This window comes from Methylomonas sp. MS20 (assembly GCF_050275925.1).
GTDB classification, from domain to species: Bacteria; Pseudomonadota; Gammaproteobacteria; order Methylococcales; family Methylomonadaceae; genus Methylomonas; species Methylomonas koyamae_A.
This window is the reverse complement of the sequence record NZ_CP189962.1, coordinates 2,220,398-2,244,434: the sequence shown is the minus strand read 5'-3', so window position 1 is coordinate 2,244,434 and position 24,037 is coordinate 2,220,398. Positions and strand designations below refer to the sequence as shown.

Sequence of the window (24,037 nt, the reverse complement as noted above, 5' to 3'; positions counted from 1 at the left end):
GTTAATCGTCCCAGTTGTTGCGTTCTTGATCAACAAAGGCTTGAATCTCGTCACGGCTTAAACCCGCGGCGGGATTATCCGGCAAAGTGTTTAAAAACGAGGCCATTTGCATTTGATTGCCACCTGTCTCATTCACTTCGTAAATCACTGTCACTTTGGCGCGACCTGCCGGAATATTATCGGGTAAGCGGATACTTAGTTGATGGTTGAGCGGAATATCGGTTTCAATTTCGTAATCGGCTTGCATGGTTAAATTCCTATGTCGTGAGTTTGACGCGGATTTCGCCGTTCATCAGTTTGGGTAACACGGTGTTGCGGAGGGTTTCTAGGGTGTAAATTTGTCTATTATTTTCCCAGCATTTTTCATAAATAGGCTTAATAAAAGCCAAAGCCTGATCTTGGAGAACTTTGGGGGGTAACAATAATCTATATTTACGAAAATCTTTTAAGACAATTCTTGGAATAACTGCGCCGGTAACTATATTCTCTAAGCTTTCTCTAGTAGATTCTAACTTAAGAAACGTTGCTAATAAAAACGGATGGTATTTACCGTTTGGGCGCAATATGGCAATGGAAGACAATATAACGACATCCAAATCATCTTCTGCAACGAAAACATGCTTCAAATAACTACCATCTTTTGCGATTAAAATATCGTTTTTGAGTGGTCGGCAATCTGCTTTCACCAAAGAATCAAAATCCGCAAAAGAAATATGGCGACAACTTTCAATATTTATTCCCCATTGGTACATGTCTTTTACAGAAGCCATTGGACGCCCCAATTCAACATTTGGAGGACTGGCATGTGCGCCATCTGTAATTCTATCAGTAATATCTTCCAAGCTTACCTCCTCCCAATCCTCCTTCGCCTCTTCAATAAACCACTGCCGAAACAACGTTTCCGCCATGGCTTCAAGGGTTTTATTTTGCCGGTGCAATAGGTCAATTTTGTCATCAAGGCTGCTGAGAACGGTCGCAATAGCTTTTTGCTCATGAAGCGGTGGAATTGTTAATTCTAAATTTTCAATCATCCCTTTTGTTAAGGCTCGTCTTGTAGCACCAATCTCTGACTGAGATAAAAGCTCTTCTTTGATTGACTGAAGGTAGTAGAAAATAAACTTGTACTCTGCTTTTTCTGGAAGCACTCTAATAATTGCAACATGTTGATTTACACGTGCCGGCAATACATACGAAGGTACTAAACAACATCTCGCTACACTGTCACCAGTTATGTTTAGTAAAACATCATTTTTTTGAACAGAAACATTACTCAATTCATCGGCTTGTTGTTCGTCAATATAGGCCAAACCATCAGTGGAAAATAGAAAATCTAAAACGTTCTGGCTTCTAATTAATGATATTCCAGATTCTTTATAATTATTCCCCCCACCTCTTGGCGTTGCTCCACTGCCAATTTTGGATGTTAGTAAATTTAGCCTTATACTTTTCCACTCGCTCATACATTAACCTTCGCCAAATTCTCAGCAATTGCCTGATTGAGTTGAGCTTCTTCCAGCAACTGCGCTTCAAACTCCGCTTTCAAAGCAGTAAAGCGTTCTGCAAACACAAATCCATCTTCTTCATCCGGCAAACCAACATAGCGACCGGGCGTTAAAACGTAATCCAGCTCCGCGACACGCTCTACCGGTACCGATTTACAAAATCCGGGTATATCCTCGTAGGGGCGCATTGCATGCGCCCTTGTTGCATCGGCGGTATCATCCGGGCGCGTGCAACGCGCCCCTACGGATTGAACCGATTGGCAAGAATCGACGCCGGTTCGCCAGGCATGATAGGTATCGGCAATTTGTTGAATGTCCTGATGCGATAGTTCACGCGTGCGACGGTTGATCAAATGGCCCAGGTTTCGCGCATCTATAAACAGAATTTCGTTTTTACGCGGATATTCACCCTCACCCTGCCCTCTCCCTGAGGGAGAGGGTTGTTGCCGGGCGCGGTTCATAAACCATAACGCTGCTGGAATTTGCGTGTTCAAAAACAGCTTGGCCGGAAGATTAACAATGCAATCGATCAAGTTGCCATCCGCAATCAGGCTTTTACGAATCTCGCCTTCACCGCTGGTTTTACTGGTCAATGCGCCTTTGGCTAAAACGACTCCTGCTTTGCCAGTCGGTGATAAGTGATAGATAAAATGTTGCAGCCAAGCAAAGTTGGCATTGCCCGCAGGCGGTGTACCGTATTGCCAGCGGCCATCAGTACGCAACAGTTCACCGCTCCAATCGCTGACGTTAAACGGTGGATTGGCAATAATGAAATCGGCTTTTAGGTCTTTATGCGCGTCATTCAGAAACGAGCCTTCGTTGTTCCATTTGACCTGCGAGCTGTCTATGCCGCGAATTGCCAGATTCATTTTGGCCAGTCGCCAAGTGGTTTGATTACTTTCCTGTCCGTAGATGGAAATGTCGTTGATGCGGCCTTGATGCTCTTCAACGAATATTTCAGATTGCACGAACATACCGCCGGAACCACAACACGGGTCAAACACCCGGCCTTTATAGGGTTCCAACATCGCCACTAATAATTCAACGATGCTGCGCGGCGTATAGAATTGACCGCCTTGCTTGCCTTCCGCGAGTGCAAATTCACCGAGAAAATATTCAAACACGTGACCTAATACATCAGCACTACGCGCTTTAGCATCGCCTAGCGCAATGTTACCGACCAAATCTATCAAACCGCCCAAGCTGGTGGGATCAAGATTTTGTCGGGCAAAGACTTTGGGTAATACGCCTTTTAATGATGGATTTTCTTTTTCAATCGCATCCATCGCACCGTCAACAAAGGTGCCAATATCCGGTTGTTTGGCTTTGGCTAATAAAAACGACCAACGCGCTTCAGCAGGGACAAAGAAAATATTTTCGGCTTGGTATTCGTCCTTATCTTCTGGATCAGCACCGGCGTATTCGCCTTCGCCTGCTTGCAGTTTGGCAAAATGTTCTTCAAACGCATCGGATATGTATTTGAGAAAGATCAGTCCAAGCACCACGTGCTTATATTCAGCGGCATCTATGTTTTTGCGGAGTTTGTCAGCGGCTTTCCAGAGTTGGGTTTCCAGCGGTTCTTCTTTGACGACTTTTGGGGCTTTGGCCATGCGGGTTCCTTATTATTTCTAACGCTTGCTGCCTGCAAGTAATATTTAGTTTAGTCAATCGTATACCGATCTCCGCCAGTTACGCTAAACGATAATAATGCAACGTTGATCATCATGCTGCGTATTGTTGGCGTGGTCGCTAATCGGCGTGGTGGTCATGTCTGCGTAAGCGGCATTATCCGATAAATGGGCGATGCCATCTTGAGCGGTTTCTTGAGAGCAATGTCGAAGCATGGACGGCCAAAACATGCTCACCGGTCGCAGTACGAACAAACCCAGCATCTTCAGCGCATGGATACCGACCAGCGAGACGGGTCGCCTGTTTCTCCATGGCCGTCGTTGGACTGGTAATATCCTGACGACTCTTGATCCGAACGCGACTTGAGTATCAGGTTACGCGGCACTCAGGAATGCAAGGATACAGTCGATGTACGAAGTTGGCTGAGCAGAGTCGAAATAAGGCATTGGCCGAGTGGAGCCGAAATAAGGCGTTGGCTGCGCGGAGCCGAAGCCAGCGCTTTCGCTTCGACTCCGCTCTGCGAACGGCTTAGCCGAAATTGAGGTGTTCATTCCCCTGCTCTGTCGGGAGAAAGCGTTTTTACTTCGCGCTGAATATCTTGAGGTGGCTCTCAGCGTGGCGTATTTGCTCGGATTTAGGCGAACCCACCCGAATTGCTTCGGACAACAAAAAACCCGCTAAGCCTTATAACTTGCGGGTTTCTGTACTTCTTTGGGCTTCTTCAAACCCTAATTTGGTACGACGGCCGGACCCGAATAAGTCGTAAATATATGATTTATTTTGTATGTTTTTTAAACAACCTCCGTAAGGACACACTCAAGGACACAATCCGAAATCTTATACGGTAGTTTTAGACCAAAAGAGGTCAAATCCAGACCATTTGCTGATAGCGAAATTTGCCCTGATTTATCGCCTTCCCGATCCAGAAACCTTGATCTCTCGAATTCCTGAAATCTGCCAATTTGCGCCATTGAAATGCTTGCCATTTCCAGACGCCACGCGGCTTACAGCCTTTTGGTGGCGAATCGACGCAAATCCACGAAAAAAACATTTCGGCACTTAAAGCCATAAATATCAATGATATAAGAAAAATTGCCGGGTTTTTTGGCGTGCCGTTTGGCCTGTTGAAATGGCGCAAACCGTAAATGATCGGCGCTTTGTGAATTTTGCAAACCGGTAAAGTTAGTCCGCTTTGGTGTCTGAATACCGTGACTTTCCTGGCTTTCCGGCAATTTATCCCGGTTTAATCCCTTCAAAACGAAATTCGCGTGCCATTTTTTGTGTAAAAACCGCGCAGGTGAGGAGGAGTGAATTTGGCCGCTGGTAGCGGTGTCGCAGCGACTGTACCGGTACCGAGCAAGCCGCCACCAGATCCAGGTCGCGAACTCAAGACGTCGACACGTTACGCCACTAGGGAAAGCCCTCGATCTGGGTGGTTGGTGGATGAACTGGACATAGGGTTGAGCAACACCGCATCCTTCAGATGATCCGGCGCCAAGTGGGCGTAGCGCATCGTCATGCTGATGTCGGCATGGCCCAGGATTTTTTGCAGGCTCAAGACGTTGCCGCCATTCATCACAAAATGGCTGGCGAACGAATGCCGCAGAATATGGGTAGCCTGTCCGCGTGGGAATGCCAGCTCGCTACGCTTGGCCGCGCGCCGGAAGGCGCCGATGCAATTGCGGAACAAGCGATCGTCCGGATGCTTATAGCCGGCGTACTGATCGAGCGCATGAAAGAACGCCGGCTCCAGCGGCACGGTTCGAGTCTTCTTGGATTTGGTGAACTCGAAGGTAATCCGTCCGTTATGCAACTGCTTGCGTTTCAACTTCTCGGCCTCGCTCCAGCGGGCGCCGGTCCGCAAACAGATTTGAGTGACCCACCAGGTATCGAGATTCTTCGAATTCTGCTGAATGGTTTCCAGCAAACTATCGATCTGGTCCCGGCTGAAGTAACTCAGATGGCGTTCCTGGATCTTCAAAAAATCGACTTCGCAAACCGGCGACTGGTACTTAATCACCTTCAGCTTGCGCAAGCGGTTGAACACCGCCGCCAAGTAGCCGTGCCGGTTATTCATGGTCTTGGCGCAAACCGACCGATCGTTGTACAACAGGTTGTAGCGGTACAACACAAACTGTTCCGCGGTCAATTGGCTGGCGATCGGGTTTTGCAGATCGGCGGCCATTTGCAATAAAGCCCGATGCCGGCGTTCGCCGTCCGCCAAGTTAATGCCGTGGTACACGTGCCAAGCGTTGATCAACTCCACCAAGGTGCGGTCATCCATCGCCTGATCGTGGCTCTCGCGATGTTCGGCCAGATAATTGCGCTCGAACAACTCCGCTTCCGCTCGGCTGGCAAACCCGCCCCGCCGAGTGCGCGGCATGCCCTTCCGGTCGATCTGCACGCGCCAGGTGCCGTCGCTATCTGCTTTAACTGTCATCTGCGTCCTGTTCGAATGAAAGGTGGGCTTATGCTCACCTGAATTGAAAGCGCAGGCCGGCAAATGCCGACCTGCCACCGTTATCAAGCCGCTTGGCTGATAATCTCATCAATTCGGTTTAAGGCAAGCGAGGGTTCGACGAAGATCTGAATCGCTTCCGATTCGTCTGCAAAAACTGCTTTGCACAATTCCTCGCCGATGATGCTGTATGCCCATTGGAGTTGTTCGTTTTTTTCTTGGCTAGTGTACGGATGACGAGTCAAATAATGCGCCGAGACCGCCAAGGCAAACACCTTCAAATGTTGCTCTCGGTCCTCGATAACATCCGCCAAGGCCCGCTGTTTCACCGCACCGGCGGCCGCGGCCAATTGCTGCCACATCTGGCTGGAGACATAGCGCGAATCCTCCATCAGCCTTTTCAAGGCGGCGTTTTGGATTTCAATCACCTCGCCGAGCGCTTCGCGTTCCAGCTCCTGTTCGGCAATCGTGCGTTTCAGCGCGATATAGTCGTCGCTGGTCATGTCTCCGTTGGCCATGGCAACGCCAGCCTGGGCCAAGCGTTGGTTTAAGCCGGCCAGCGCCGCATTCGCTTGCTGCTGGCGCTGCTTGAGCGTTTCGATCTCGCGACGCTTGCTGGCTTCGTCCTCCCGGGCGGTCTGCAACTCGGTTTTCTTGGTCAAAAAGTCTTGTTCGGCGTTCGATAAGGGGTTCATGTCTGGTACTCCAAATTCGTGAATAAAGCGCCGCGCGATCTAGGCCGCGCGGCGCGGTCAGGTTTATACCAAGTGGCCGCCGCCAATCAGCGTTTCCAGCATATTTTGAGAAAAATCCGCTGTCTTTTTAAACAGCTCGATCTGTTTGACCTCCGGATTAATGTCGGCAAACACCTCAAGCTCGCCTTGCACGTAGCCTAGTTCCTTACGGATCGCGTCAGCCTCGTCGCGCGACATTTCCCGCGTGAACTTGATCTTTTTCATGGCGCCGGACAGTTTTTCGACTATTTCGCTGAGATATTGCCGTTGTGTAGCATTTAAATGATTCATGTTGTTCATTGTGATGTCCTTGTGTTCTGTTGAATAAAACCGGTTTTCAACTGGCCGGCCCAGCCTCCTCAAGCCTTGACGCTACCGTTAAATCGGCAGGTTGCCGTTCATCGAGTCCGGAAAGGAATCAATAGATAAGTCAATTGGTTTAGCTCCAAGCGCCGTTCTGGTCGGTGTATCCAGCCCCCATATCAAAACACCTTGATTGCGTCTTTCATCGCTGAAAGTCTTTGCCAAATAGCCCAACGGATCGGGGTTCTTGGTGTAATAGCCCTCCAGGTTCAGTTCGTTGACGATGGACTCCAGGTTAGTGACGACGAACTGCCGAATCGTTTCGGTGATTTTGGGTCGTGGAAACACGATCAGCCTTGCGCGGTTGAATTCCGCTTGAAAACCTTGCGCGCGTAGCTGGGTCAGCGGTGAATTGACGGGTAATGCGGTTAAAGCCATGTTCGTTCTCCAAATCGGTTATAGATGCCGACCGCGCATCATGGCGGCCGGCGGTTTCTCCTCAAGCCCTGTCCTGCCATTCGGGTAATTCGCGGTTTGCCTCCAGGATGGTTCGTTAATGGCGATACGCCGGCACGCCGGCAAATCGTTGTCCGTTCAAAAAATCCGGGATAGTGGCGCCGGCATCCGGACCGCTCGCAGCGGCCGGCGCGTCCCACAAAAACACGTTGTTAATCCGCTTTTCGTTGCTTTCGACCCGCAACGCTTGGGCGATATCGGGCAAGTGCAATGTCACGAATAGCGCTTGCGCTTTGGTCATCTTGTGCCGGGGCCAAACCCGCACCCGGCCTTGGTGCAAATCGGCATCCAAGCCTTGCCGGCGGAGTTCCGCCAAGGGGTGTAACTCAGTCATGTCTAAATCCTCGTCAGTGGTTGGTTGTCTCCTCAAGCCCTGGCCGGTCCAACGGGATTAACGATCGATCAGTTTGCCGTCTTCACGGCGCCGCCCTCGCTCGCCAAAAAGACGGATTGGCGCGACATATCGCCACGAAAATAAAAAACAAAAAAAACGCGATTTTTGCCATACCACCTGTACCGCCCCCACTCAAGCCCACGGCTGGCGCGGCTTCCAGCTGGGGTACAGGTGCAAAATCAGGTGGTACAGCTTTTAAACCACTATCCCACCAATCTGCTTTTTTCCGGCTTTTTGGTATTGGTGGTATAGCTATGGTATAGGTAAGTAAGTTATACCTATACCAGTTAATAAACTGATAATTAACGGATTTTTCTTTGTGGGATAGGTGGTACAGCAAAAATGCCGGTCTGTAGCATTTCATTGGTCCAGCTCCTCAAGCGGTATATCCAGCAAATCAGCGAAACGCTGTACCAGTACCGCCCTTTCCGGTAATTCGTAGAATTTGCCGCCGCCGCGATCGGAGCGGCCGTGTACCTCGACACCCAGCTTGGCCATCATCCGCCCGGTAAAACTGGCAGCCGCCGCCTTGGAGACTTTGTCGCCCTCCTCGGCGCTCCAATTCACAAAGTCATCCACCAGCTCGGCGGCCAACATCCGCGCCCGCCCGCCAAACGGTTCATCCTTGGCGATCTGATGGTAGAAAAACTGGTTCACGCCGCTCAGGTTGCCCAGCTTCTCGGCAATCAATCCTGGCGTTTGCGGGCAGCGGTAGGGGTCGAAGTCGGCAATGTTCACAATCAACAGATAGTTGAGCAGCTTGGCCGGCCCGTCGTGGTCTATCCAGTGCCACAACCGGCGGAAGTAACCGGGGTCTTGGGCAAAGCCGTCGGACGGCTCCAATACCAGATAGCGGCGTTCGCGGATGCCGGCACTCAATACCCTGGCGTGGTTGCTGGCGAAGATCAGCCGGCAATAGTTCGGCAGCGGCTCGATCTCCAGGCCTTTGCGCTCCATGTTGACGGTGGTTTCGGAAATGATGCCTTTCAAGCGGTCGGCGACGTGTTTGTCGGTCAAGTCCACCTCGTCGGCGAAGATCAACAGCCGATTGGCTACCGGGCCGTTAAAGCGGCCGGCGATGGCATACGCGCCGTTGGTCTTGTTGCCGTGAGAACCCAAGATGCGCAGCAATGGTTCGGCCATCGTTCCCTTGCCAGTGCCTTCCACCGACTTCAACACGATCGCCACGCTGGGCTTGACGTCCGGCTTTTGGAACAGGTGCGCCATCCAACCCACCAGATAGCGAAACTCCGGCTCGCGGCCGGCGCAAATCACGTAGCGCAAATGGTCCAAGTAGGGTTTCACGTCGCCGGCCATCGGCTCCACCTGCAACCCCCGATAAAAGTTCAGCGTGTCGGCCGGGCATTTTTTGGGGTCTGGAAAAAACCCGGTACCGCCGGGCTTAAAGTTCTTTCCCGGCCATTCCAACCAAGCCTGACCCTGGTTCTTCGGCCGGCCTCGGCCTAACGCATCGCGCCGGCCGATCAGCCTCGAGTGCAAAAACCGCTTTTTGAATTCGCCCGGCGCCTCGAAGGTCAGAACACTGCCCTGCACCTGGCACGGCCGCTGGCCGACGATGGCATGTTTTCCGCCGACCGTGGCGTGGCAATAGGTGGCATTCATTGCCTTTAGCGTGGCTATTTCGTCCTGCTCCAAGAACGTGTGGTCCGGCAACGTATCGATCAGCTCCGGATCGGCAACGAGAGGATCGACGGCGGCCGGCAAATTCGGCGCGGTTTGGGCCGGCAACGCGGCCGATGGGGACGCCTGCACCCCCGTTATCGGGGGTGCGGATGGCTCGACAGCCGGCATTTCGCCCTGTTCTGGCGGGTTAGCGGCTAAGTCATGGCTTGGCGCGGCGGCGTCCATCAGAGAGAGCCTCCCGCCGCGATCACATCGTTCCAGTCGGCGCCGGTTTGCTCGGGGATCAAATACTTGCCGCGTACCGCCAACGCCGCCTTTTTCGCGGCGGTCTGGCCGATGCCGGTTTCGTCGTTGTCGCCGGCGACGATGATTTCCGCGTTTGGATGCCAGCGCCTGGCGGCCATTGCCACCGGTTCCAGGTTGCCGGCATCGCCCGCGACCATCACCAATGCGCCCAAGGCTTCATGCAAACTGGCGCCGGTAGCCCAACCTTCGCAAATCAGTACGCGCGCGGCGCCGGCCGGTTCGCCGATCAGCGAGAAACACCCTTTTTTCCGCCCGCCGGCCATAAACCGCTTGTTGCCGTCGGCGTCAATAAATTGCAGATTTACGAGTTGGTGGGTATCGTCGAAAAACGGCACGACCAAAGCGCCGCGGCTGGTGCGCAGTCCGTAAGCTTTGACCGACTTCCGCCGCAAGTAGGGATGTTTGGCCTCGTCGAACACCGGTTTGGCGTTTTGCCAGATCCAACGGGCTTTCTCGGCGGTCTCGTTTTGGCGTTCCTTCCTCTCAACTTGGCGCCGCTTGCGTTCTTCCTCGATCTGGCGGCGCATGGCCAGCGACAATGGCTTGTCGCCGGCGCCATCCAAACGCCAAGTGACTTTCAATCCCTGTGGAAAGTGCTCGAAATATCCGGCCGGGTGTTGATCGGCGTGCAGAATATACGCGCCGTTCTGGGTGCCGGACTTGTCGCCGTCGACGTACACCCGGTGCAACACGCTGTCGGCGATGATCGGTTCTTTGACGACCATTCCGGCCGCAGCCATGTCGGCCCGGAACTGGTCGATGATGTTGTGATAATCGGTCATAGTGCATCCTTGCCGGCCTTGCAAAGCAGGTTCCAAGGGTTACAATAACCCCGCTTGAGGAACACTTTGCAAGAAACCGGCGTATCTTGGCGGGTCGCCGGTTTTTTTATGCGTGTTGGTTTTGCCGTTCTCGATGAAACCCGTCCACAACAGCCTTAATGTCTTGCGCCTCGTGTTTGATCGACTGCAACGCAAAAAACACCGTTTCATCGCTTGGCCGGTTTTCGTCGTCATCCAGCGCGAAGTGGTCTGACAGCATGGTGGCAATCGCCAATAGCTTGTCGGCGGCCATGTTCACGGTATCCAGCAAACCCAGCGTGCCAGTTTCAAGACCAACAGGCGAAAGCCGATGGCTGAAGTCCGGCATGGTCGCCGGCGCCGGGGTGTCGCCATCCGTGTCGTCTTTGGCGGATTCGGTGACCAGCCAATCGACGGCGCCGAGCAGGTTCGCCGAATGCTTGCACAGATCCAAAAGCCACTGGCGATTGAACCGGGCGTAACACGCCGGCGGTTTGCCCAACGTGTCCATGTGCTTGGCCAATTCACCAAAGCAACGTTTGATTTCATTGAACGACGGCGCGGTGCATGTGGGGCGATAATCAATCGCCGGCAATTCGATGCCGGAAGTGTTTTCCCATACCTCGCCAGCAACTTCGTCGAATCGATTGGCGGCCGAGAATAGGTTATCCGCCAGAACATGCCTGGCTGAAAACTTACGGTTTAGCTCCGGCCAAGCGGCTTGAAGCCGATCGACAACAATTTTGATATTGTTTGTTTTATTCATCGCGACCTCCATTTCTAATAACTTTTTTTGACTTACCCGGCTTTTTCTTATCAGGCGCTAATCTCGACACAATTAAATCAACCGTCTGAGGTTTCCGGCTCGTAAATTCGGTGGCACATAAACCGGCTTCCTCCTTAGCCTCAAACTCTCGAATTTCACGGTCGACAAAATCTATAAGACGCCAAATTATTTGCAAAAACATCACGATTCTTGTCGTCTCAACATACCCATCATTCTGGTGAAAATCCGCTTCGATACTAGCCAAGTTAAAAAGCGAACCATCCATCGCGCTTTCCAAGCGCTTCATGTTTGGCTTGAGATTGAAACTTTCGCCAAAATCACCCGGCGAACGCACAAACACGGTGCCAAGTTTGGTGGTCAAAACATCACGTATCGAGGTATTGGCATAATCGACAATCGCCTTTTTAACGCCTCTTAGTGATGCGATGACATCCTCGATGTTGCTGGTTTCGCATAGGTTTTGCTTGATAGACAAAAACTGATCAATCGGGCCAGCAAAATATTTGCTGCGTAATGCTCTGACCTCGGCAGTCGATAGCTGAATTTTGCGAGGTTCTCCCCATCCGGATTTTCTTGGCTTTAGGCCGGAAGGCAACTTAACGCGAGCCGCCAATGTAATCGACCTGGCGGAAATGGTTTGACTGGCGTGTTGTTCTCTCATGACACAACTCCTTGCAATTGCGCCCAGCGCTCGAACATCTCGCTGCCATTTTCAAGGTAGTGATGGATTTCCTGCGCGGTCACTCTGGCGTCGAGTGTTAGAACGGCTACGGCATCGTTGAATAAGGGTTTATCGAGACCGCGCAGCCTGGTCAGATTAAACGGAAAACGGTAACCGTTATAAAAACTCAACAGGAACAGGCGGACAGTTTCGGCTTGGCCGGTATCGCGCTCGGCAACTCCGGCCAGGCGCTCAAGTGCCGGAAGTCCGGCCTTAGTGGCGGCTTGGCGTTCGGTTTCCAGATCGGCCATTTGCCGGAAGAAATCGTTTACGGCTTCGGGTTGTTGGGTGGATTCTGGGCGGATTTCGCCCGTAGCTTGGGTGTTCTTCATAGCGGTGACTCCATATCTAGCAGGAAACAACCGCCGCCAAAAGGTTCGAAGCTTTGGGCGACGGGATTGAGTGGGTTCGAACTACCGCGATATGGTGCGGCCAGCCGCGAGGGCTGCCCAAACAATCCCGCCATAACAGAATAGGCACGGAATAAGGCCGTGCTAAACGGGGGACATAAAAAAGCCGCATAAAGGCGCGGCGATTTTTCGCCATATCTAAACGGGGTTCGAATCCCGACTTTCGTTTTTTTCGAAAGCGGACTCACAATAGCGCTACGCTGGAGAAGTGTCAATAAATTACACATAACTTGCGGCAATGTCGGCATCAAAAAGACCCCGCCGCGCGGTTAAGCGCATACTGACGTTCAAGGATTGGCGCCAGACCCAGACCGCGCGACATATTCGCGGCGATGCCTTTTTCGATTTGCTGAATCAGAATATCGATTTGCATTTCATCGCCGACTTGTCGGCTGGTGGCGGTGGCCTTGGCACCGTCCGCCTGATTGATCACATTGATTGTCACGCCGCCGGACCGGGATTTGCCGAGATTATTGATATGACGCGGATCGTCGGCCGTTAAGACCTCTTCGCCGCGCAAAAGAATGCTGGGCACTTCATTGGCGGCCAAACCCGGCCCGCCGCCGCCGTGGAAACGCGGCGCTCCGGAAAACACGTCGGCATCGAAAGCGCGGTATGGTGTCGACCCGGCCATGCCACCTTTATGATTTTGATAACTGAGCAACGGGCCATTGCCCTGAAACGTACTTCCGCCACCACCAAACGCGCCGGAAATTACCGACCCAAATGATCCTAATAGCCCGCCCAGCTGGCCCGACTTGCCGAAATCCTTGCCCAACAAAGAATTGAAGATATTCGCCGTCGCAGACTCCGCCGCCATTTTACGCAAGGCATCGCCGAAACCTTTGGCCATATCCTGCGTGCCATCCGCGAACGGATCGAATAAAAAGTCCGCGAAATCGGATTGGATATTGCGCGCCGCCTGTCCGCTGAATTCAGACAGTTGATCAGTAGCCGTCATCGCCGGCTCGATAAAGCCGTCGTTGTAAGCCTTGCCCAGCTTGTCGTATTCGGCCTTGGCGCGATCGGCGTCGATCAGGCCCAGGGCCTTGGCTTGGTCAACGTCGGCGATGCCTTGGGTCAGCGTGTTGTAACCGGGGTTGAAGCGGTCGAACAAGCGGGCGTATTGATCGGACTGCGCGGCGCGCTGCTTGCCGGCCAGCGCCAGGCCTTGTTCGATGATGCCATCGTATTCTTTGTAAGCCTCAATGTTGGCCATCACCGCGTCTTTTTCGGCGGCCAGATTCAGCAAGATCAGCTTGCGAGATTCATCGAGTTTGGACAGCGCGCCGGATTGCACCTCGAACTCCATTTGCGCGGCGGCGCTGGTGTCGCCGTGCAGGGCGATCTGCTGGCGCAAGGTTTGCGCCGCGGATTGGTAGGCGTTATCCAAGGCTTTGACGGCGGATTCCGCTGAACTGGCTGCCGTCTCTTCATCGTGAAATTTGTCGATAAACTTCTGAGCCAACGCCGCATCGAATGCCGCGACAGCCGAACTGGGCTCGGGCTTCGGTTGCAGCGCCTCGCGCATTTTTTGCAGCTTGGCCAGTTCGGCCTCCATCTCGCCGAGGTTGCTGGCCACGAACCCACGTCCACCTCGCACGCCGGCGGCTTTCAAATCGATAATGCTTTGGGTGATTTCGCCGATCTGTAGATTTAGCCGACCTAATTTATCATCGGTGTTTGAGCCGTTGGCGTAGTCGGTCAGGAAATCCAACGGGTGAAAGCCTTTTGATTTCTCGGTCGCAAAATCCAAGGCGCTACCGATTTCATTTAATGAGCTAACAAGTGGCCCAGAAATTAATAGCGCCGCATATTTCGATCTATCTCCTAATTCCGTTAGACGATCATTCAATAATCCGGCATTTTGAGCCTGTTCGGCGGTAATCGGATTATGTTGCCGACCCGTGTCGATCAATTCTTGCACGCCGTTAGCGCCCATCATCAGCAACGGTGCCATTTCAGCGTAGGATTTGCCTAGCGCCGCCGCGCCGACGGCCGCGCGTTGTTGCGGATCGGCAATGCCGGCGAACACGTCGGCGAACTGCTTAAACGCCTCGACCGGGTCTTTTGCCGTCACGCCCAGCTTAGCGAAGTCGTCGGCGTTCTTGGCGATGTTGATCGACAGCTTGTTAGAAGACGCAACAAACGCCCCCAACGTGGTATCGCCGACCTTGGTCGCGTATTCCAACCCAGCCAATTTCTCGACCGCGATGCCCGAACGATCGGCCATGTCATTCAACGCGTCGGCAGCGTTGACGCTTTCTTTGATTAAGCTCGTTATCCCCGCAATTGAAACGCCTCCGGCCAAACCCGTAAGAAAGGATTTAGCAAAAGAATCGTTGATGTTTTTTCCAGTCGAATCCAAGCCGCGCAGCGCCTTTTCGACCCGGCCGACGCTTTGTTCGGCCTGGCTGGCATCGCCGGCGATTTTGATTTTTAGGTTTAGGTCGGTCATGCCGTCACCTCACCGCTGATTTTCGACACCAGCCGGTCTATGTCGCTTTTTTTCCAGAAAGAACCTCGGCCAATTTTTATGGGTTTTGGCGCCTCACCTGCCGAAACCATCGCATACCATTTACGCTTACTGACTGGGATTCGTGCCGGGATTGGTGGTGTCTTGTTTGGGTTGCCGATGATGTGATCGACTTTGACTAGCGAATGGCTTGCGTTTTCTGACATGTCCGCTCTCCTCTTAGCGCTTTATTGCGTTTGTCGGAGAGAATTTTTGCCACAATTTTTTTTGTTAAAAAACTGTGTAAATCTATGGAAACTGAGTAATACCTACATATAAATTATTTGCAAGTTATTGGCATAGATGGATTTTTTAAGAAAAAAGTTTTTTGTACGGGCTTTCGATTTTTCTGCCGCGCCGGTCGTCTGCAATATCGCAAACCTGCTTTCGTTTTTCACTTCCCCATAAGTCGCCGCATGACTCCCAATCACATACATTCCAGACGCGATTATTTTTTTGAGTCTCTCTATCTTTTTCCCAACTTTTCAAGAAATCGAATAATTCTTTCTTGGTGCAGTCTAAATTTTGCCTGTCGATTTCGATGCGAACCTCTAACCATTTAATGAACTCTTTTAGGCTTTCAATTCGTTTATCATTTTTTGAAATTTTGTCTTTATTGGTTGAATTTGTTTCTGTAGGTAGTGAATCTCGTTCGACCTTGGTAGATTCAAATTCTGTGGATTTCTTGCTGCAAAAGGTAGGCAATTCGAATTCGTAAAGCATGAAGTTGAGGTTTTTATTATTCGAATCGTCTGACATATCCCGCTTGGCTATCTTGAAATAACAGCGGTAGTAATCGTTTACGGATATTCCGTGTCTACGGGCAAACCTAGTAAACTCGCAGTCAATATCGTCAACTGGATAAATCGGCAATAATTTTTCTACAAACTCCAGCTCGTTCTGTCCCAACGAAAACCCAGAATTAATAAGAATAGATTTTCTGTCCAAATATCTTCGCTCATCGTCATCGGTAAGCTTAAAGTCGCCGGCCACATGGATTGGTCCAAGACGGTCGTAGTAGTTACGAAAAACATCGTGTAATTGCCAACGAATGCAGTGATCGACGTCTTCTTTTGGCATCATAAAATATCCGCCGAATTGGTTGATCGGATGGGAATTTCCAAAGCAATCTGTAATGAACCACTCGCCGTAACCGTTAAAAAAAACTGGCGTCATATTCACTCCGCTAAAGTGAAAGCCGCTAAGAAATGACAACCGGAAACAGGCTAGCGACACCCGCTTTTCGCCCCGTCGGGCTATCCGGCTGATTGAATGATAATCAAATTTTCGACAACCGCCAAACTATTGCGCCGGCGCGGCATAATGTCGGCATCGTTCCAGGAATCCAGGCCGCCATGACTGTTTATTGCCCCAACTGCCAATCAAAAGCCCGCATCACGTCCCGCAACAATCTGAACGACGAAAAAACCGTCGCCGATTTGTACTGCCAGTGCCTCAATGTCAAGGAATGCGGGGCGACGTTCGTCACCACCCTAGGCTTTAAGCACTACCTCAACCCGCCGGCTCAGTCCACGCTGCAATTGGCGGCCAACTTGTTGAATACTCTCACCAAGGCCGAACGCGCTGCGCTGTTGCAAGGCATGCCGCCCGGCTGATGCCAAACTGGCTTTAAGCCTGGCGCGGGAACTGAATCACTTGCGCGCCGTTTTTGAGAGCGTCCAGGTAATCGGCCCAGGCCTGCATCATCCGTCGACGTTCGTCCAGATATTGCGCTCGGTTGTAGGCGGCGCGGACTTGGTCGCGCGGTGAGTGTGCCAACTGTCGCTCGATCGCATCCGGACTCCAGCCTTGCTCGTTCAGCAATGTCGACGCAGTAGTTCTGAATCCGTGAGCGGTCATCACCTCTGAATCGTAGCCGAGCGACTTGAGCGCGGTTCGAATAGTGTTATCTGACATTGGCCGGCCGTCGCCGCGACTAGACGGAAACACGTATTTTCCGCTTCCCGTTAAGGGTCTGATTCCTTCCAAGAGATTAATGGCCTGCCTGGATAGCGGCACGATATGGTCAAAGTCGGTTTTGGAGATGTACGGGCGCCATTCGCGTGATTCGAGGTCTACGTCGTCCCAAAGCATTTGCCTGATTTCCCCTGGGCGCTGGAACAGCAACGGCGACAATCTGAAGGCCGACTGCACAACGAATGTACCTTGGTAGTTATAAATGTCTCTAAGCAATTGCCCCACCGACTTTGGCTCTATTATCGCCGCTCGATGCTTAACTTTTTGCGCCGGTATCTGCTTGGCAACCGGTTGCGATGGGTCGTAGTCGGTAAATCCGTGAACGATTCCATAAGCGAATATCGAGCCAATTTCCGCGTTTAACCGGTGGGCTGTTTCAAGTTGGTGTTTGTCTATTAGCGGCTTTAAAACCGCCAGAATATCGCCGGATTTGACTTCCTTTAGCGGAATGTCGCCCAAGATTGGAAACGCCAAGCGTTCGATTCGACTGGTTTTTTTTGTGTGCGTGGTCTCGCTGGTCAAATGGGCGGTAGACAGAAGCCATTGCCGGGTAATATCGGCGAAGCTATCAATTATCGGAAGGCCGGCGCTAATCCGTTCGTCGTTAAGTTTTGTGGCCCGCCTTGCCGCTTGTATTTCCTTCCTGGCTTCGCTGGGATCGACCCTGTTGGCAATGCTTTGTCTGGCATCTTCCGCTTTACGCCTGGCTGCCTCTAGGGTCGTGTCCGGATAAACACCAAACGACAGTTTTTTCCGTTTTCCGTCGAAGGTGAAAATGAACTTCCATATCTTTGTACCGTTTTTTCCAACCACGAGATTGAGGCCACCGCCATCGTTGATGAAGTACTCCTTATCTTTCGGCTTGGCCGTTCTGTAGACCGTATCTTTATTGAGGTTTAAGGCCATATTGTGTCCTCGAGTGTGTCCTTCTGAACGGCATTATATGAAAGGACACAATGAAGGACACACTTTTAAGCGCATGTCCCTGCATTTCTTTGCACTTCTTTGCACAATAAAAAACCCGCGAACCCAGAAGATTCGCGGGTTTTTGTACTTCTTTGCACTTCCGTGCATTCTCAAATGGTACCGACGGCCGGACTTGAACCGGCACGACTTGCGTCACCACCCCCTCAAGATGGCGTGTCTACCAATTTCACCACGTCGGCATAACTTTAAGTGCCAAGCCTTTTATTGAGCGGCTCCGGCCGGCTTCTCAACCTCTTTGATTGCCGGCGCTTCCGGCAATTTGCCATCGACGACAGGAGCGCTATCGGAGCCAGGGGCGACTTGCGACAGAGGCACGTCCGATTTAACCGGCGCTGCGACAGGCGCTACGTCCATCACGTCGGTTTTTTTGCCTTGATAACCGCTTAACGCGGCCAAACCCAAACTGGTAATGAAAAACAAGGTCGCGAATATCGCGGTGGTCCTGGATAAAAACGATGCGGAGCCTTGAGCACCGAAGACAGAGCCCGATGCACCGCTACCGAAGGCGGCACCGGCATCGGCACCTTTACCGTGCTGCATCAGCACCAAACCGACGATGCCTATTCCCAGAAATATATGAATAATTATTATAATTTGGTACAACATAAAAACCTTTAAAGGGTTGGACTAGACCGAATGGCAGATTTGCAGGAAGCCTTTGGCATCCAGCGATGCGCCGCCCACCAAACCGCCGTCGATGTCGGGCATTGCAAATAAGCCTTTCGCGTTGTCCGGCTTAACACTGCCGCCGTACAGAATTTGCACTTTCTCGGCAATGGCCGGGCTTCTATCGGCAATCCGTTTCCGAATATATTGGTGAACTTCCTGGGCTTGCTCGTCGCTGGCGACTTTACCGGTACCGATGGCCCAAACCGGCTCATAAGCGATAACGGCTCGCTCGAATGCTTCGATGCCGGCGGCGGCGATGACGGCATCAAGCTGCTCGTCGACGACTTGGAAGGTTCTGTCTTGCTCGCGCTCTTCCAGCGTTTCGCCAACGCAGAGTACCGGTAGAACGTTTTGGCTCAGCGCCTGACAAAAACGCTTGGCAACCGACTCGTTGCTGTCGCCGTAATAACTACGCCGTTCGGAGTGGCCGACCAGCGCGTACTTAACGCCGCATTCGGCCAGCATCGCCGCCGATACTTCGCCGGTGTAGGCGCCGGAGGCTTGGTCGGCAACGTTTTGGGCACCCAGAGCGATGGGTGAACCTGCCAAAGTTGCGCGGATATCGGATAAGTAAACGAACGGGACGCAGACCGCGATTTCCTGCGCGACATCGCCCAAGCCGTCGGCCAAGGCTTTCGCGAGTTTTTGGCCGTCTTCCCTAGTGCCGTTCATTTTCCAATTTCCCATAATCAAAGACCGACGCATTACTTCCTCCGAGCTAAATAAGACCGCATATCATATCGGCTAACGTGTTTTTGTTCAAGCCGGGATGGCTTTCTTGACGTCGCTCGCCAATTGATTGGCATATTTATTGACGTCGTCTTCGTCCACGCCTTCGACCATCACGCGAATTAGCGGCTCCGTTCCCGAAGATCGCAGCAATACCCGGCCTTTTTCCCCGAGCTTCTTTTCCACGTTTTCGACGGCCTGTTTCAGGCTGGCAATTTCATCGATTTTGACTTTTTTATCGGTTTTGACGTTAATCAAAACCTGCGGGTACTTTTTCATGCCGGATTTGAGTTCATGCAAGTTCTGGCCCGACTTCTGCATTTCCGCCAGTACTTGCAACGCCGAGACGATACCGTCGCCGGTCGTGGTCTTATCCAGACAAATGATGTGGCCGGAACCTTCTCCCCCCAGCATACCCTTATTTTCGGTCAGCATTTCCATCACGTAGCGGTCGCCGACTTTGGCGCGGAGCAGCGGCACGCCCACGGATTTTAGCGCGTGCTCCATGCCAAGATTGGACATCAGGGTACCCACCACGGGACCGACCAATTTACCTTCAGCCTGACGGGAACGGGCGATGATATAAATTAATTCGTCGCCATCGACGATTTCGCCCTTGTGGTCGACCATGATGATGCGATCGCCGTCGCCGTCCAAGGCAATTCCGACATCGGCGCGAAACTCCATGACTTTGGCTGCCAACAGTTCCGGCTTGGTGGCGCCGCATTCGTCGTTGATGTTCAAGCCGTCCGGCTCGGCGGCGATCGTTACGACTTCCGCGCCCAACTCGCTGAAAACATGCGGCGCGATGTGATAGGTGGCGCCATTCGCGCAGTCGATCACGATACGAATGCCCTTGAAGTCCAAATGCGCCGGCACCGAGGCCTTGCAAAATTCGATGTACCGACCGGCCGCATCGTTAACCCGCTTGGCCTTACCTAATCTAGACGACTCCACGGTTGTCATCGGCATGTCGAGATATTGCTCAATCTGCTGTTCTACATCGTCCGGCAACTTGGTACCGTCAACCGAGAAGAACTTAATGCCATTATCGTAGTAAGGATTGTGCGAGGCGCTAATAACGATGCCGGCGCTGGCACGAAAGGTTCGAGTCAGGTAAGCGATTCCCGGCGTAGGCATGGGTCCTAATAAGCGAGTATCGACGCCCGCCGCGGACAAACCAGCTTCCAGCGCCGATTCGAACATATAACCCGAGATCCGGGTATCTTTACCTACCAATACGAATCCGTTGCTCTCCTTGGCAAACACCTTACCGGCGGCCCAACCTAACTTGAGTAAAAAATCCGCGGTAATCGGCGGCTCGCCCACCTTGCCCCTGATGCCATCGGTTCCGAAATATTTTTTTGCCATAGTGCTAGTTCTACCTTGATATGACCAAAAAAAAGAGAGGCCGAAGCCTCTCTTGGTTTTGCCGAAAATTACTTAGCCTTGTTCCGCGGCGCCGCCGATCGAAGAATCGGGTGTTTTTTGATCCCAAGGACCGGTTTGCGCGTCGGTGTTGGAGGACGGAGTATCATCCCAACCCTTTGGCTCCCGTACCGGCCGTCTTTCCATCAAGTCGTCGATTTGATATTTGTCGATCGTTTCGTATTTCATCAACGCGTCGGCCATCGCGTGCAGGATATCCATATTGTCCTTCAAGATCTTCTCTGCACGCTCGTAATTGCGGTCGATGATGGAGCGAATTTCCTCATCTATCGTATGGGAGGTTTCTTCCGCGACGGACTTATGTTGAGTCACCGAACGACCCAGAAAAATCTCGCCTTCTTCCTCACTGTATGCTAACGGCCCCAAGCGCTGAGACAAGCCCCATTTGGTGACCATATTGCGGGCCAACTCGGTCGCTCTCTCGATGTCGTTGGACGCACCGGTCGACACCTGTTCCCAGCCAAAAATCAACTCTTCGGCAATCCGACCGCCATATAAACTGGAGATCATGCTGTCCAACTTGCATTTGCTGGCACTGTATTGGTCGCGCTCCGGCAAGAACATCGTCACGCCCAATGCGCGTCCGCGCGGCATGATACTGACTTTGTACACCGGGTCGTGCTCCGGAACCAAGCGGCCGACAATCGCATGACCGGCTTCGTGGTAGGCAGTCATTTTCTTTTCTTTCTCGTCCATTACCATCGAGCGCCGCTCGGCGCCCATGATCAATTTGTCCTTGGCTTTTTCCAAGTCCATCATGCTGACCAGACGCTTGTTCAAACGCGCCGCGAACAAAGCCGCTTCGTTGACCAAGTTAGCCAAATCAGCCCCGGAAAACCCTGGCGTGCCTTGCGCGATGTATTTGATCTTGACATCTTCGGCGGCCGGCACTTTCTTCAAATGCACGTTCAGAATCTGTTCGCGACCCTTAACATCTGGCAAACCCACGACCACTTGACGGTCGAAACGACCGGGACGCAACAATGCTTTATCGAGGACGTCGGCACGGTTGGTGGCCGCGATGACAATAATACCCTCGTGCCCCTCGAAACCGTCCATTTCGACCAGCAACTGGTTTAAGGTTTGTTCGCGCTCGTCGTTACCGCCACCCAAACCGGCACCGCGGGAACGGCCAACCGCATCGATTTCGTCTATGAAAATGATGCAAGGCGCATGTTTCTTGGCTTGATCGAACATATCCCTGACCCGAGAAGCACCGACACCGACAAACATCTCAACGAAATCCGAACCGGAAATCGTGAAGAACGGCACTTTGGCTTCGCCGGCAATCGCACGAGCCAGCAAGGTCTTACCGGTACCCGGAGGTCCGACCATCAATGCGCCGCGCGGTACTTTACCGCCGAGACGTTGATATTTGGCGGGATCTTTCAAGAAGTCGACCATTTCCTGAACTTCTTCCTTGGCCTCGTCGCACCCGGCAACGTCGGCGAAGGTCACCTTGTTCTGGTCTTGATCCAGCATGCGGGCCTTGCTCTTACCAAAGCCCATCGCACCGCCGCGGCCACCGACTCCGCCGCCTTGCATTTGACGCATGAAGAACACCCAAACCGCAATCAACAGCAGGATGGGTCCAAAAGACACGAACACCTGCATTAGCATCGAAGGTTCTTCGGGGGGCTGCACATTGATTTCGACGCCGTTGCCCAACAGATCATCGATCAAATGCGGATCGTTGGGCATATAAGTCTTGAACTTATCGCCGGTCTGCATCCGTCCCTTAACCGTGTTGTCGGCTATCACTACTTGCTGGACTTGTCCGGCTTTTACCGCATCAATCAGCTGCGAATACGACAAGTTCGAATCGCTACGCGCCGAGCGCGCGCCGAAATTGTTGAATACGGCCATCAATACAACGGCGATAACCACCCACAAAACCAAATTTTTAATCATATCGCTCAAAGTACGCGCTCCGGCCAGGAATGGCTCCAAACGTTTATAAACCGAGTAATTGTATCAGGTATACTCGTAGCTCGCCGCCCATCATAGCTCGATCAGCGGGGACTTTCCTTATTTTTTAAATCCTTTCGCCAGGATATAGACCTCGTTACTCCTGGGTCGCGACGCTTTTGGCTTACGGATTGCCACGCTGTTGAAGCGTAGCCGCACCTGATTATAGTACTCGTCGAAACCAGCGCCTTGAAACATTTTTATTAAAAAGGTCCCCCCTTGGATTAGAAACTGCTCGGCGGCATCCAATGCCAGCTCGCCTAAGTAGATGGCCCGCGGTTGATCGGTTTCCCGGCTACCACTCATATTGGGGGCCATATCCGACAATAACAAGTGTACCGGTCGACCATCCAGCACTTGATAAAGTTGTTGCAACACCTCGTCCTCGCGAAAATCGCCTTCGATAAAGTCAACGCCGGCAATCGGCTCGATAGCGAGTAAATCCAGCGCGACCACCTTGTCGCTTTTCGCCAGCATCTTGCGAGCGTACTCCGACCAACCGCCGGGAGCGGCGCCCAAATCGACGACATTCATTCCCGGCCGTAAAATCTTGTCCTTTTCTTGAATTTCAATCAGCTTAAAAACGGCACGGGAACGATATCCCAACGCTTGGGCCTTCTTGACATACTCGTCTTGAAAATGTTCCTGCATCCATTGATGACTACTTTTGCTGCGTGCCATATGCCCGATTCATGTAAAATTTGCGGAAATACCACAGAAGGAAACAGAGTGAATCCGATCCAAAAAAAACAACTGAAAGCCCAGGCGCACGCCCTCAACCCGGTAGTGATGGTCGGACAAGCCGGCTTGACGCCCGCCGTAGTGAAAGAAGTCGATCAAGCGCTACTCGCCCACGAACTGATTAAAGTCAAAATCCGCGCCGAAAGAGACGATCGCGCCGCGATCAGCGAACAAATCTGTGGGGAAACCGGTGCCGAACTGGTGCAATCGATAGGCCAAATCGCGGTGTTGTTCAGGCCCAACCCTAAGAAGTAACACCACCTAGCAGCCGTTGAGAAAGTCAGCCCCCTCTCAACGGCGAACTCCGGCTAAATATATTTTACTGAAATAATTTCGTACTCGATATCGCCGCCCGGCGCCTTGACGACTACTACATCCTCGACTTCCTTGCCGATCAAAGCCCTGGCTATCGGCGAACCGACCGAAATTCGCCCTTCCTTAATATTGGCTTCGTCCTCGCCGACGATTTGATAGACAACCACCTTACCGGAACCGGTATCCTCGATTTCGACGGTAGCGCCGAACACCACCTTTCCGTTGGCATCGGTTTTGGTCACATCGATAATATTGGCATTCGACAACTTGCCTTCGATCTCGGCAATTCGGCCTTCGGCAAAACTTTGCTGTTCGCGCGCGGCATGATATTCCGCGTTCTCCTTCAAATCGCCGTGCTCGCGCGCTTCGGCGATCGCCTGAATAATGCGCGGTCGAACCACGGTTTTCAACTCTTCCAGTTCGGCGCGCAATTTATTGGCGCCGACCACGGTCAACGGAAATTTCTGCATTTCCTCTTCCCCT

At 52.3% G+C, this 24,037-nt stretch carries 26 protein-coding genes and 1 tRNA gene; 2 read left to right on the top strand and 25 right to left on the bottom strand.

Annotated elements, in window-relative coordinates; genetic code table 11:
- Nucleotide 1: 1 nt before the first annotated feature.
- The 17 genes from ACQE3D_RS09720 to ACQE3D_RS09640 all read right to left on the bottom strand — a co-directional run bounded on the left by ACQE3D_RS09720 (nucleotide 2) and on the right by ACQE3D_RS09640 (nucleotide 15,895).
- Nucleotides 2-247, bottom strand: a complete 246-nt coding sequence (locus ACQE3D_RS09720; protein WP_313728141.1) for a hypothetical protein — start codon at nucleotides 245-247, stop codon at nucleotides 2-4.
- A 10-nt stretch (nucleotides 248-257) separates the two neighbouring features.
- On the bottom strand, nucleotides 258-1,460 hold the full coding sequence (locus ACQE3D_RS09715; protein ID WP_313728142.1) for a restriction endonuclease subunit S: 1,203 nt from the start codon (nucleotides 1,458-1,460) through the stop codon (nucleotides 258-260).
- Nucleotides 1,457-3,112: a type I restriction-modification system subunit M gene (locus ACQE3D_RS09710; protein ID WP_313728143.1), complete on the bottom strand. Its 1,656-nt coding sequence runs from the start codon at nucleotides 3,110-3,112 to the stop codon at nucleotides 1,457-1,459. The genes ACQE3D_RS09715 and ACQE3D_RS09710 overlap by 4 nt, the downstream gene beginning before the upstream one ends.
- Nucleotides 3,113-4,533: 1,421 nt before the next feature.
- Nucleotides 4,534-5,571: a phage integrase gene (locus ACQE3D_RS09705; RefSeq protein ID WP_313728145.1), complete on the bottom strand. Its 1,038-nt coding sequence runs from the start codon at nucleotides 5,569-5,571 to the stop codon at nucleotides 4,534-4,536.
- Between the two features lie 83 nt (nucleotides 5,572-5,654).
- Nucleotides 5,655-6,284 carry a hypothetical protein gene (locus tag ACQE3D_RS09700; RefSeq protein ID WP_313728146.1) on the bottom strand — a complete coding sequence of 210 codons (630 nt, stop codon included), beginning with the start codon at nucleotides 6,282-6,284 and terminating at the stop codon, nucleotides 5,655-5,657.
- Between the two features lie 63 nt (nucleotides 6,285-6,347).
- Entirely contained in the window at nucleotides 6,348-6,623 is a 276-nt protein-coding gene (locus ACQE3D_RS09695) for a hypothetical protein (protein ID WP_313728147.1), read from the bottom strand.
- A 78-nt stretch (nucleotides 6,624-6,701) separates the two neighbouring features.
- The gene (locus ACQE3D_RS09690) at nucleotides 6,702-7,064 is read right to left on the bottom strand and encodes a hypothetical protein (protein ID WP_313728148.1); all 363 of its coding nucleotides are present in this window, start codon (nucleotides 7,062-7,064) and stop codon (nucleotides 6,702-6,704) included.
- A 115-nt stretch (nucleotides 7,065-7,179) separates the two neighbouring features.
- A complete protein-coding gene (locus tag ACQE3D_RS09685; protein ID WP_313728149.1) occupies nucleotides 7,180-7,476 on the bottom strand; it encodes a hypothetical protein in 297 nt (98 codons plus the stop codon).
- A gap of 82 nt (nucleotides 7,477-7,558) precedes the next feature.
- Nucleotides 7,559-7,900, bottom strand: coding sequence for a hypothetical protein (locus tag ACQE3D_RS09680; RefSeq protein WP_313728150.1), 342 nt, complete (start codon nucleotides 7,898-7,900; stop codon nucleotides 7,559-7,561).
- Nucleotides 7,897-9,309 (bottom strand): DUF5906 domain-containing protein, encoded by a 1,413-nt coding sequence (locus ACQE3D_RS09675; protein WP_313728151.1) that lies wholly within the window; start codon nucleotides 9,307-9,309, stop codon nucleotides 7,897-7,899. Before ACQE3D_RS09675 ends, ACQE3D_RS09680 begins: the two co-directional genes overlap by 4 nt.
- Before the next feature lie 95 nt (nucleotides 9,310-9,404).
- Nucleotides 9,405-10,268, bottom strand: coding sequence for a toprim domain-containing protein (locus tag ACQE3D_RS09670; protein ID WP_313728152.1), 864 nt, complete (start codon nucleotides 10,266-10,268; stop codon nucleotides 9,405-9,407).
- Between the two features lie 106 nt (nucleotides 10,269-10,374).
- Complete coding sequence (locus ACQE3D_RS09665) at nucleotides 10,375-11,052, bottom strand: hypothetical protein (protein WP_313728153.1); 678 nt, start codon at nucleotides 11,050-11,052, stop codon at nucleotides 10,375-10,377.
- A complete protein-coding gene (locus ACQE3D_RS09660; RefSeq protein ID WP_313728154.1) occupies nucleotides 11,045-11,734 on the bottom strand; it encodes a hypothetical protein in 690 nt (229 codons plus the stop codon). The genes ACQE3D_RS09665 and ACQE3D_RS09660 overlap by 8 nt, the downstream gene beginning before the upstream one ends.
- A complete protein-coding gene (locus tag ACQE3D_RS09655) occupies nucleotides 11,731-12,126 on the bottom strand; it encodes a DUF7673 family protein (protein WP_313728155.1) in 396 nt (131 codons plus the stop codon). The genes ACQE3D_RS09660 and ACQE3D_RS09655 overlap by 4 nt, the downstream gene beginning before the upstream one ends.
- A 325-nt stretch (nucleotides 12,127-12,451) precedes the next feature.
- Nucleotides 12,452-14,662: a hypothetical protein gene (locus ACQE3D_RS09650; protein ID WP_313728156.1), complete on the bottom strand. Its 2,211-nt coding sequence runs from the start codon at nucleotides 14,660-14,662 to the stop codon at nucleotides 12,452-12,454.
- Complete coding sequence (locus tag ACQE3D_RS09645; RefSeq protein ID WP_313728158.1) at nucleotides 14,659-14,886, bottom strand: helix-turn-helix transcriptional regulator; 228 nt, start codon at nucleotides 14,884-14,886, stop codon at nucleotides 14,659-14,661. The genes ACQE3D_RS09650 and ACQE3D_RS09645 overlap by 4 nt, the downstream gene beginning before the upstream one ends.
- Before the next feature lie 145 nt (nucleotides 14,887-15,031).
- A complete protein-coding gene (locus ACQE3D_RS09640; RefSeq protein ID WP_313728159.1) occupies nucleotides 15,032-15,895 on the bottom strand; it encodes a hypothetical protein in 864 nt (287 codons plus the stop codon).
- Between the two features lie 179 nt (nucleotides 15,896-16,074).
- Between ACQE3D_RS09640 and ACQE3D_RS09635 the strand changes: the two genes are divergently transcribed.
- The gene (locus tag ACQE3D_RS09635; protein ID WP_313728160.1) at nucleotides 16,075-16,335 is read left to right on the top strand and encodes an ogr/Delta-like zinc finger family protein; all 261 of its coding nucleotides are present in this window, start codon (nucleotides 16,075-16,077) and stop codon (nucleotides 16,333-16,335) included.
- Between the two features lie 13 nt (nucleotides 16,336-16,348).
- Here ACQE3D_RS09635 and ACQE3D_RS09630 read toward each other — a convergent pair whose 3' ends face one another.
- From ACQE3D_RS09630 to rlmE, 7 genes are all read right to left on the bottom strand, one after another.
- Nucleotides 16,349-17,602, bottom strand: coding sequence for a tyrosine-type recombinase/integrase (locus ACQE3D_RS09630; RefSeq protein WP_313728161.1), 1,254 nt, complete (start codon nucleotides 17,600-17,602; stop codon nucleotides 16,349-16,351).
- A gap of 175 nt (nucleotides 17,603-17,777) precedes the next feature.
- Nucleotides 17,778-17,862: transfer RNA gene (locus ACQE3D_RS09625), tRNA-Leu, on the bottom strand.
- 22 nt (nucleotides 17,863-17,884) lie between these two features.
- Nucleotides 17,885-18,289 (bottom strand): preprotein translocase subunit SecG, encoded by a 405-nt coding sequence (gene secG / locus ACQE3D_RS09620; RefSeq protein ID WP_071159431.1) that lies wholly within the window; start codon nucleotides 18,287-18,289, stop codon nucleotides 17,885-17,887.
- Between the two features lie 21 nt (nucleotides 18,290-18,310).
- Nucleotides 18,311-19,057, bottom strand: coding sequence for a triose-phosphate isomerase (gene tpiA / locus ACQE3D_RS09615; protein WP_064025405.1), 747 nt, complete (start codon nucleotides 19,055-19,057; stop codon nucleotides 18,311-18,313).
- A 54-nt stretch (nucleotides 19,058-19,111) separates the two neighbouring features.
- Nucleotides 19,112-20,452, bottom strand: a complete 1,341-nt coding sequence (gene glmM, locus ACQE3D_RS09610; protein WP_064025407.1) for a phosphoglucosamine mutase — start codon at nucleotides 20,450-20,452, stop codon at nucleotides 19,112-19,114.
- Between the two features lie 72 nt (nucleotides 20,453-20,524).
- Entirely contained in the window at nucleotides 20,525-22,441 is a 1,917-nt protein-coding gene (gene ftsH / locus ACQE3D_RS09605; RefSeq protein ID WP_175463748.1) for an ATP-dependent zinc metalloprotease FtsH, read from the bottom strand.
- Between the two features lie 117 nt (nucleotides 22,442-22,558).
- Nucleotides 22,559-23,179: a 23S rRNA (uridine(2552)-2'-O)-methyltransferase RlmE gene (gene rlmE, locus ACQE3D_RS09600; protein ID WP_064025409.1), complete on the bottom strand. Its 621-nt coding sequence runs from the start codon at nucleotides 23,177-23,179 to the stop codon at nucleotides 22,559-22,561.
- Between the two features lie 48 nt (nucleotides 23,180-23,227).
- Here rlmE and yhbY point away from each other — a divergent pair, with 48 nt between their 5' ends.
- Entirely contained in the window at nucleotides 23,228-23,494 is a 267-nt protein-coding gene (yhbY, locus tag ACQE3D_RS09595) for a ribosome assembly RNA-binding protein YhbY (RefSeq protein ID WP_175463738.1), read from the top strand.
- 53 nt (nucleotides 23,495-23,547) lie between these two features.
- Here the strand turns inward: yhbY and greA are convergent, their stop codons facing one another.
- Nucleotides 23,548-24,024 carry a transcription elongation factor GreA gene (greA, locus tag ACQE3D_RS09590; protein ID WP_064025414.1) on the bottom strand — a complete coding sequence of 159 codons (477 nt, stop codon included), beginning with the start codon at nucleotides 24,022-24,024 and terminating at the stop codon, nucleotides 23,548-23,550.
- Nucleotides 24,025-24,037: the final 13 nt, after the last annotated feature.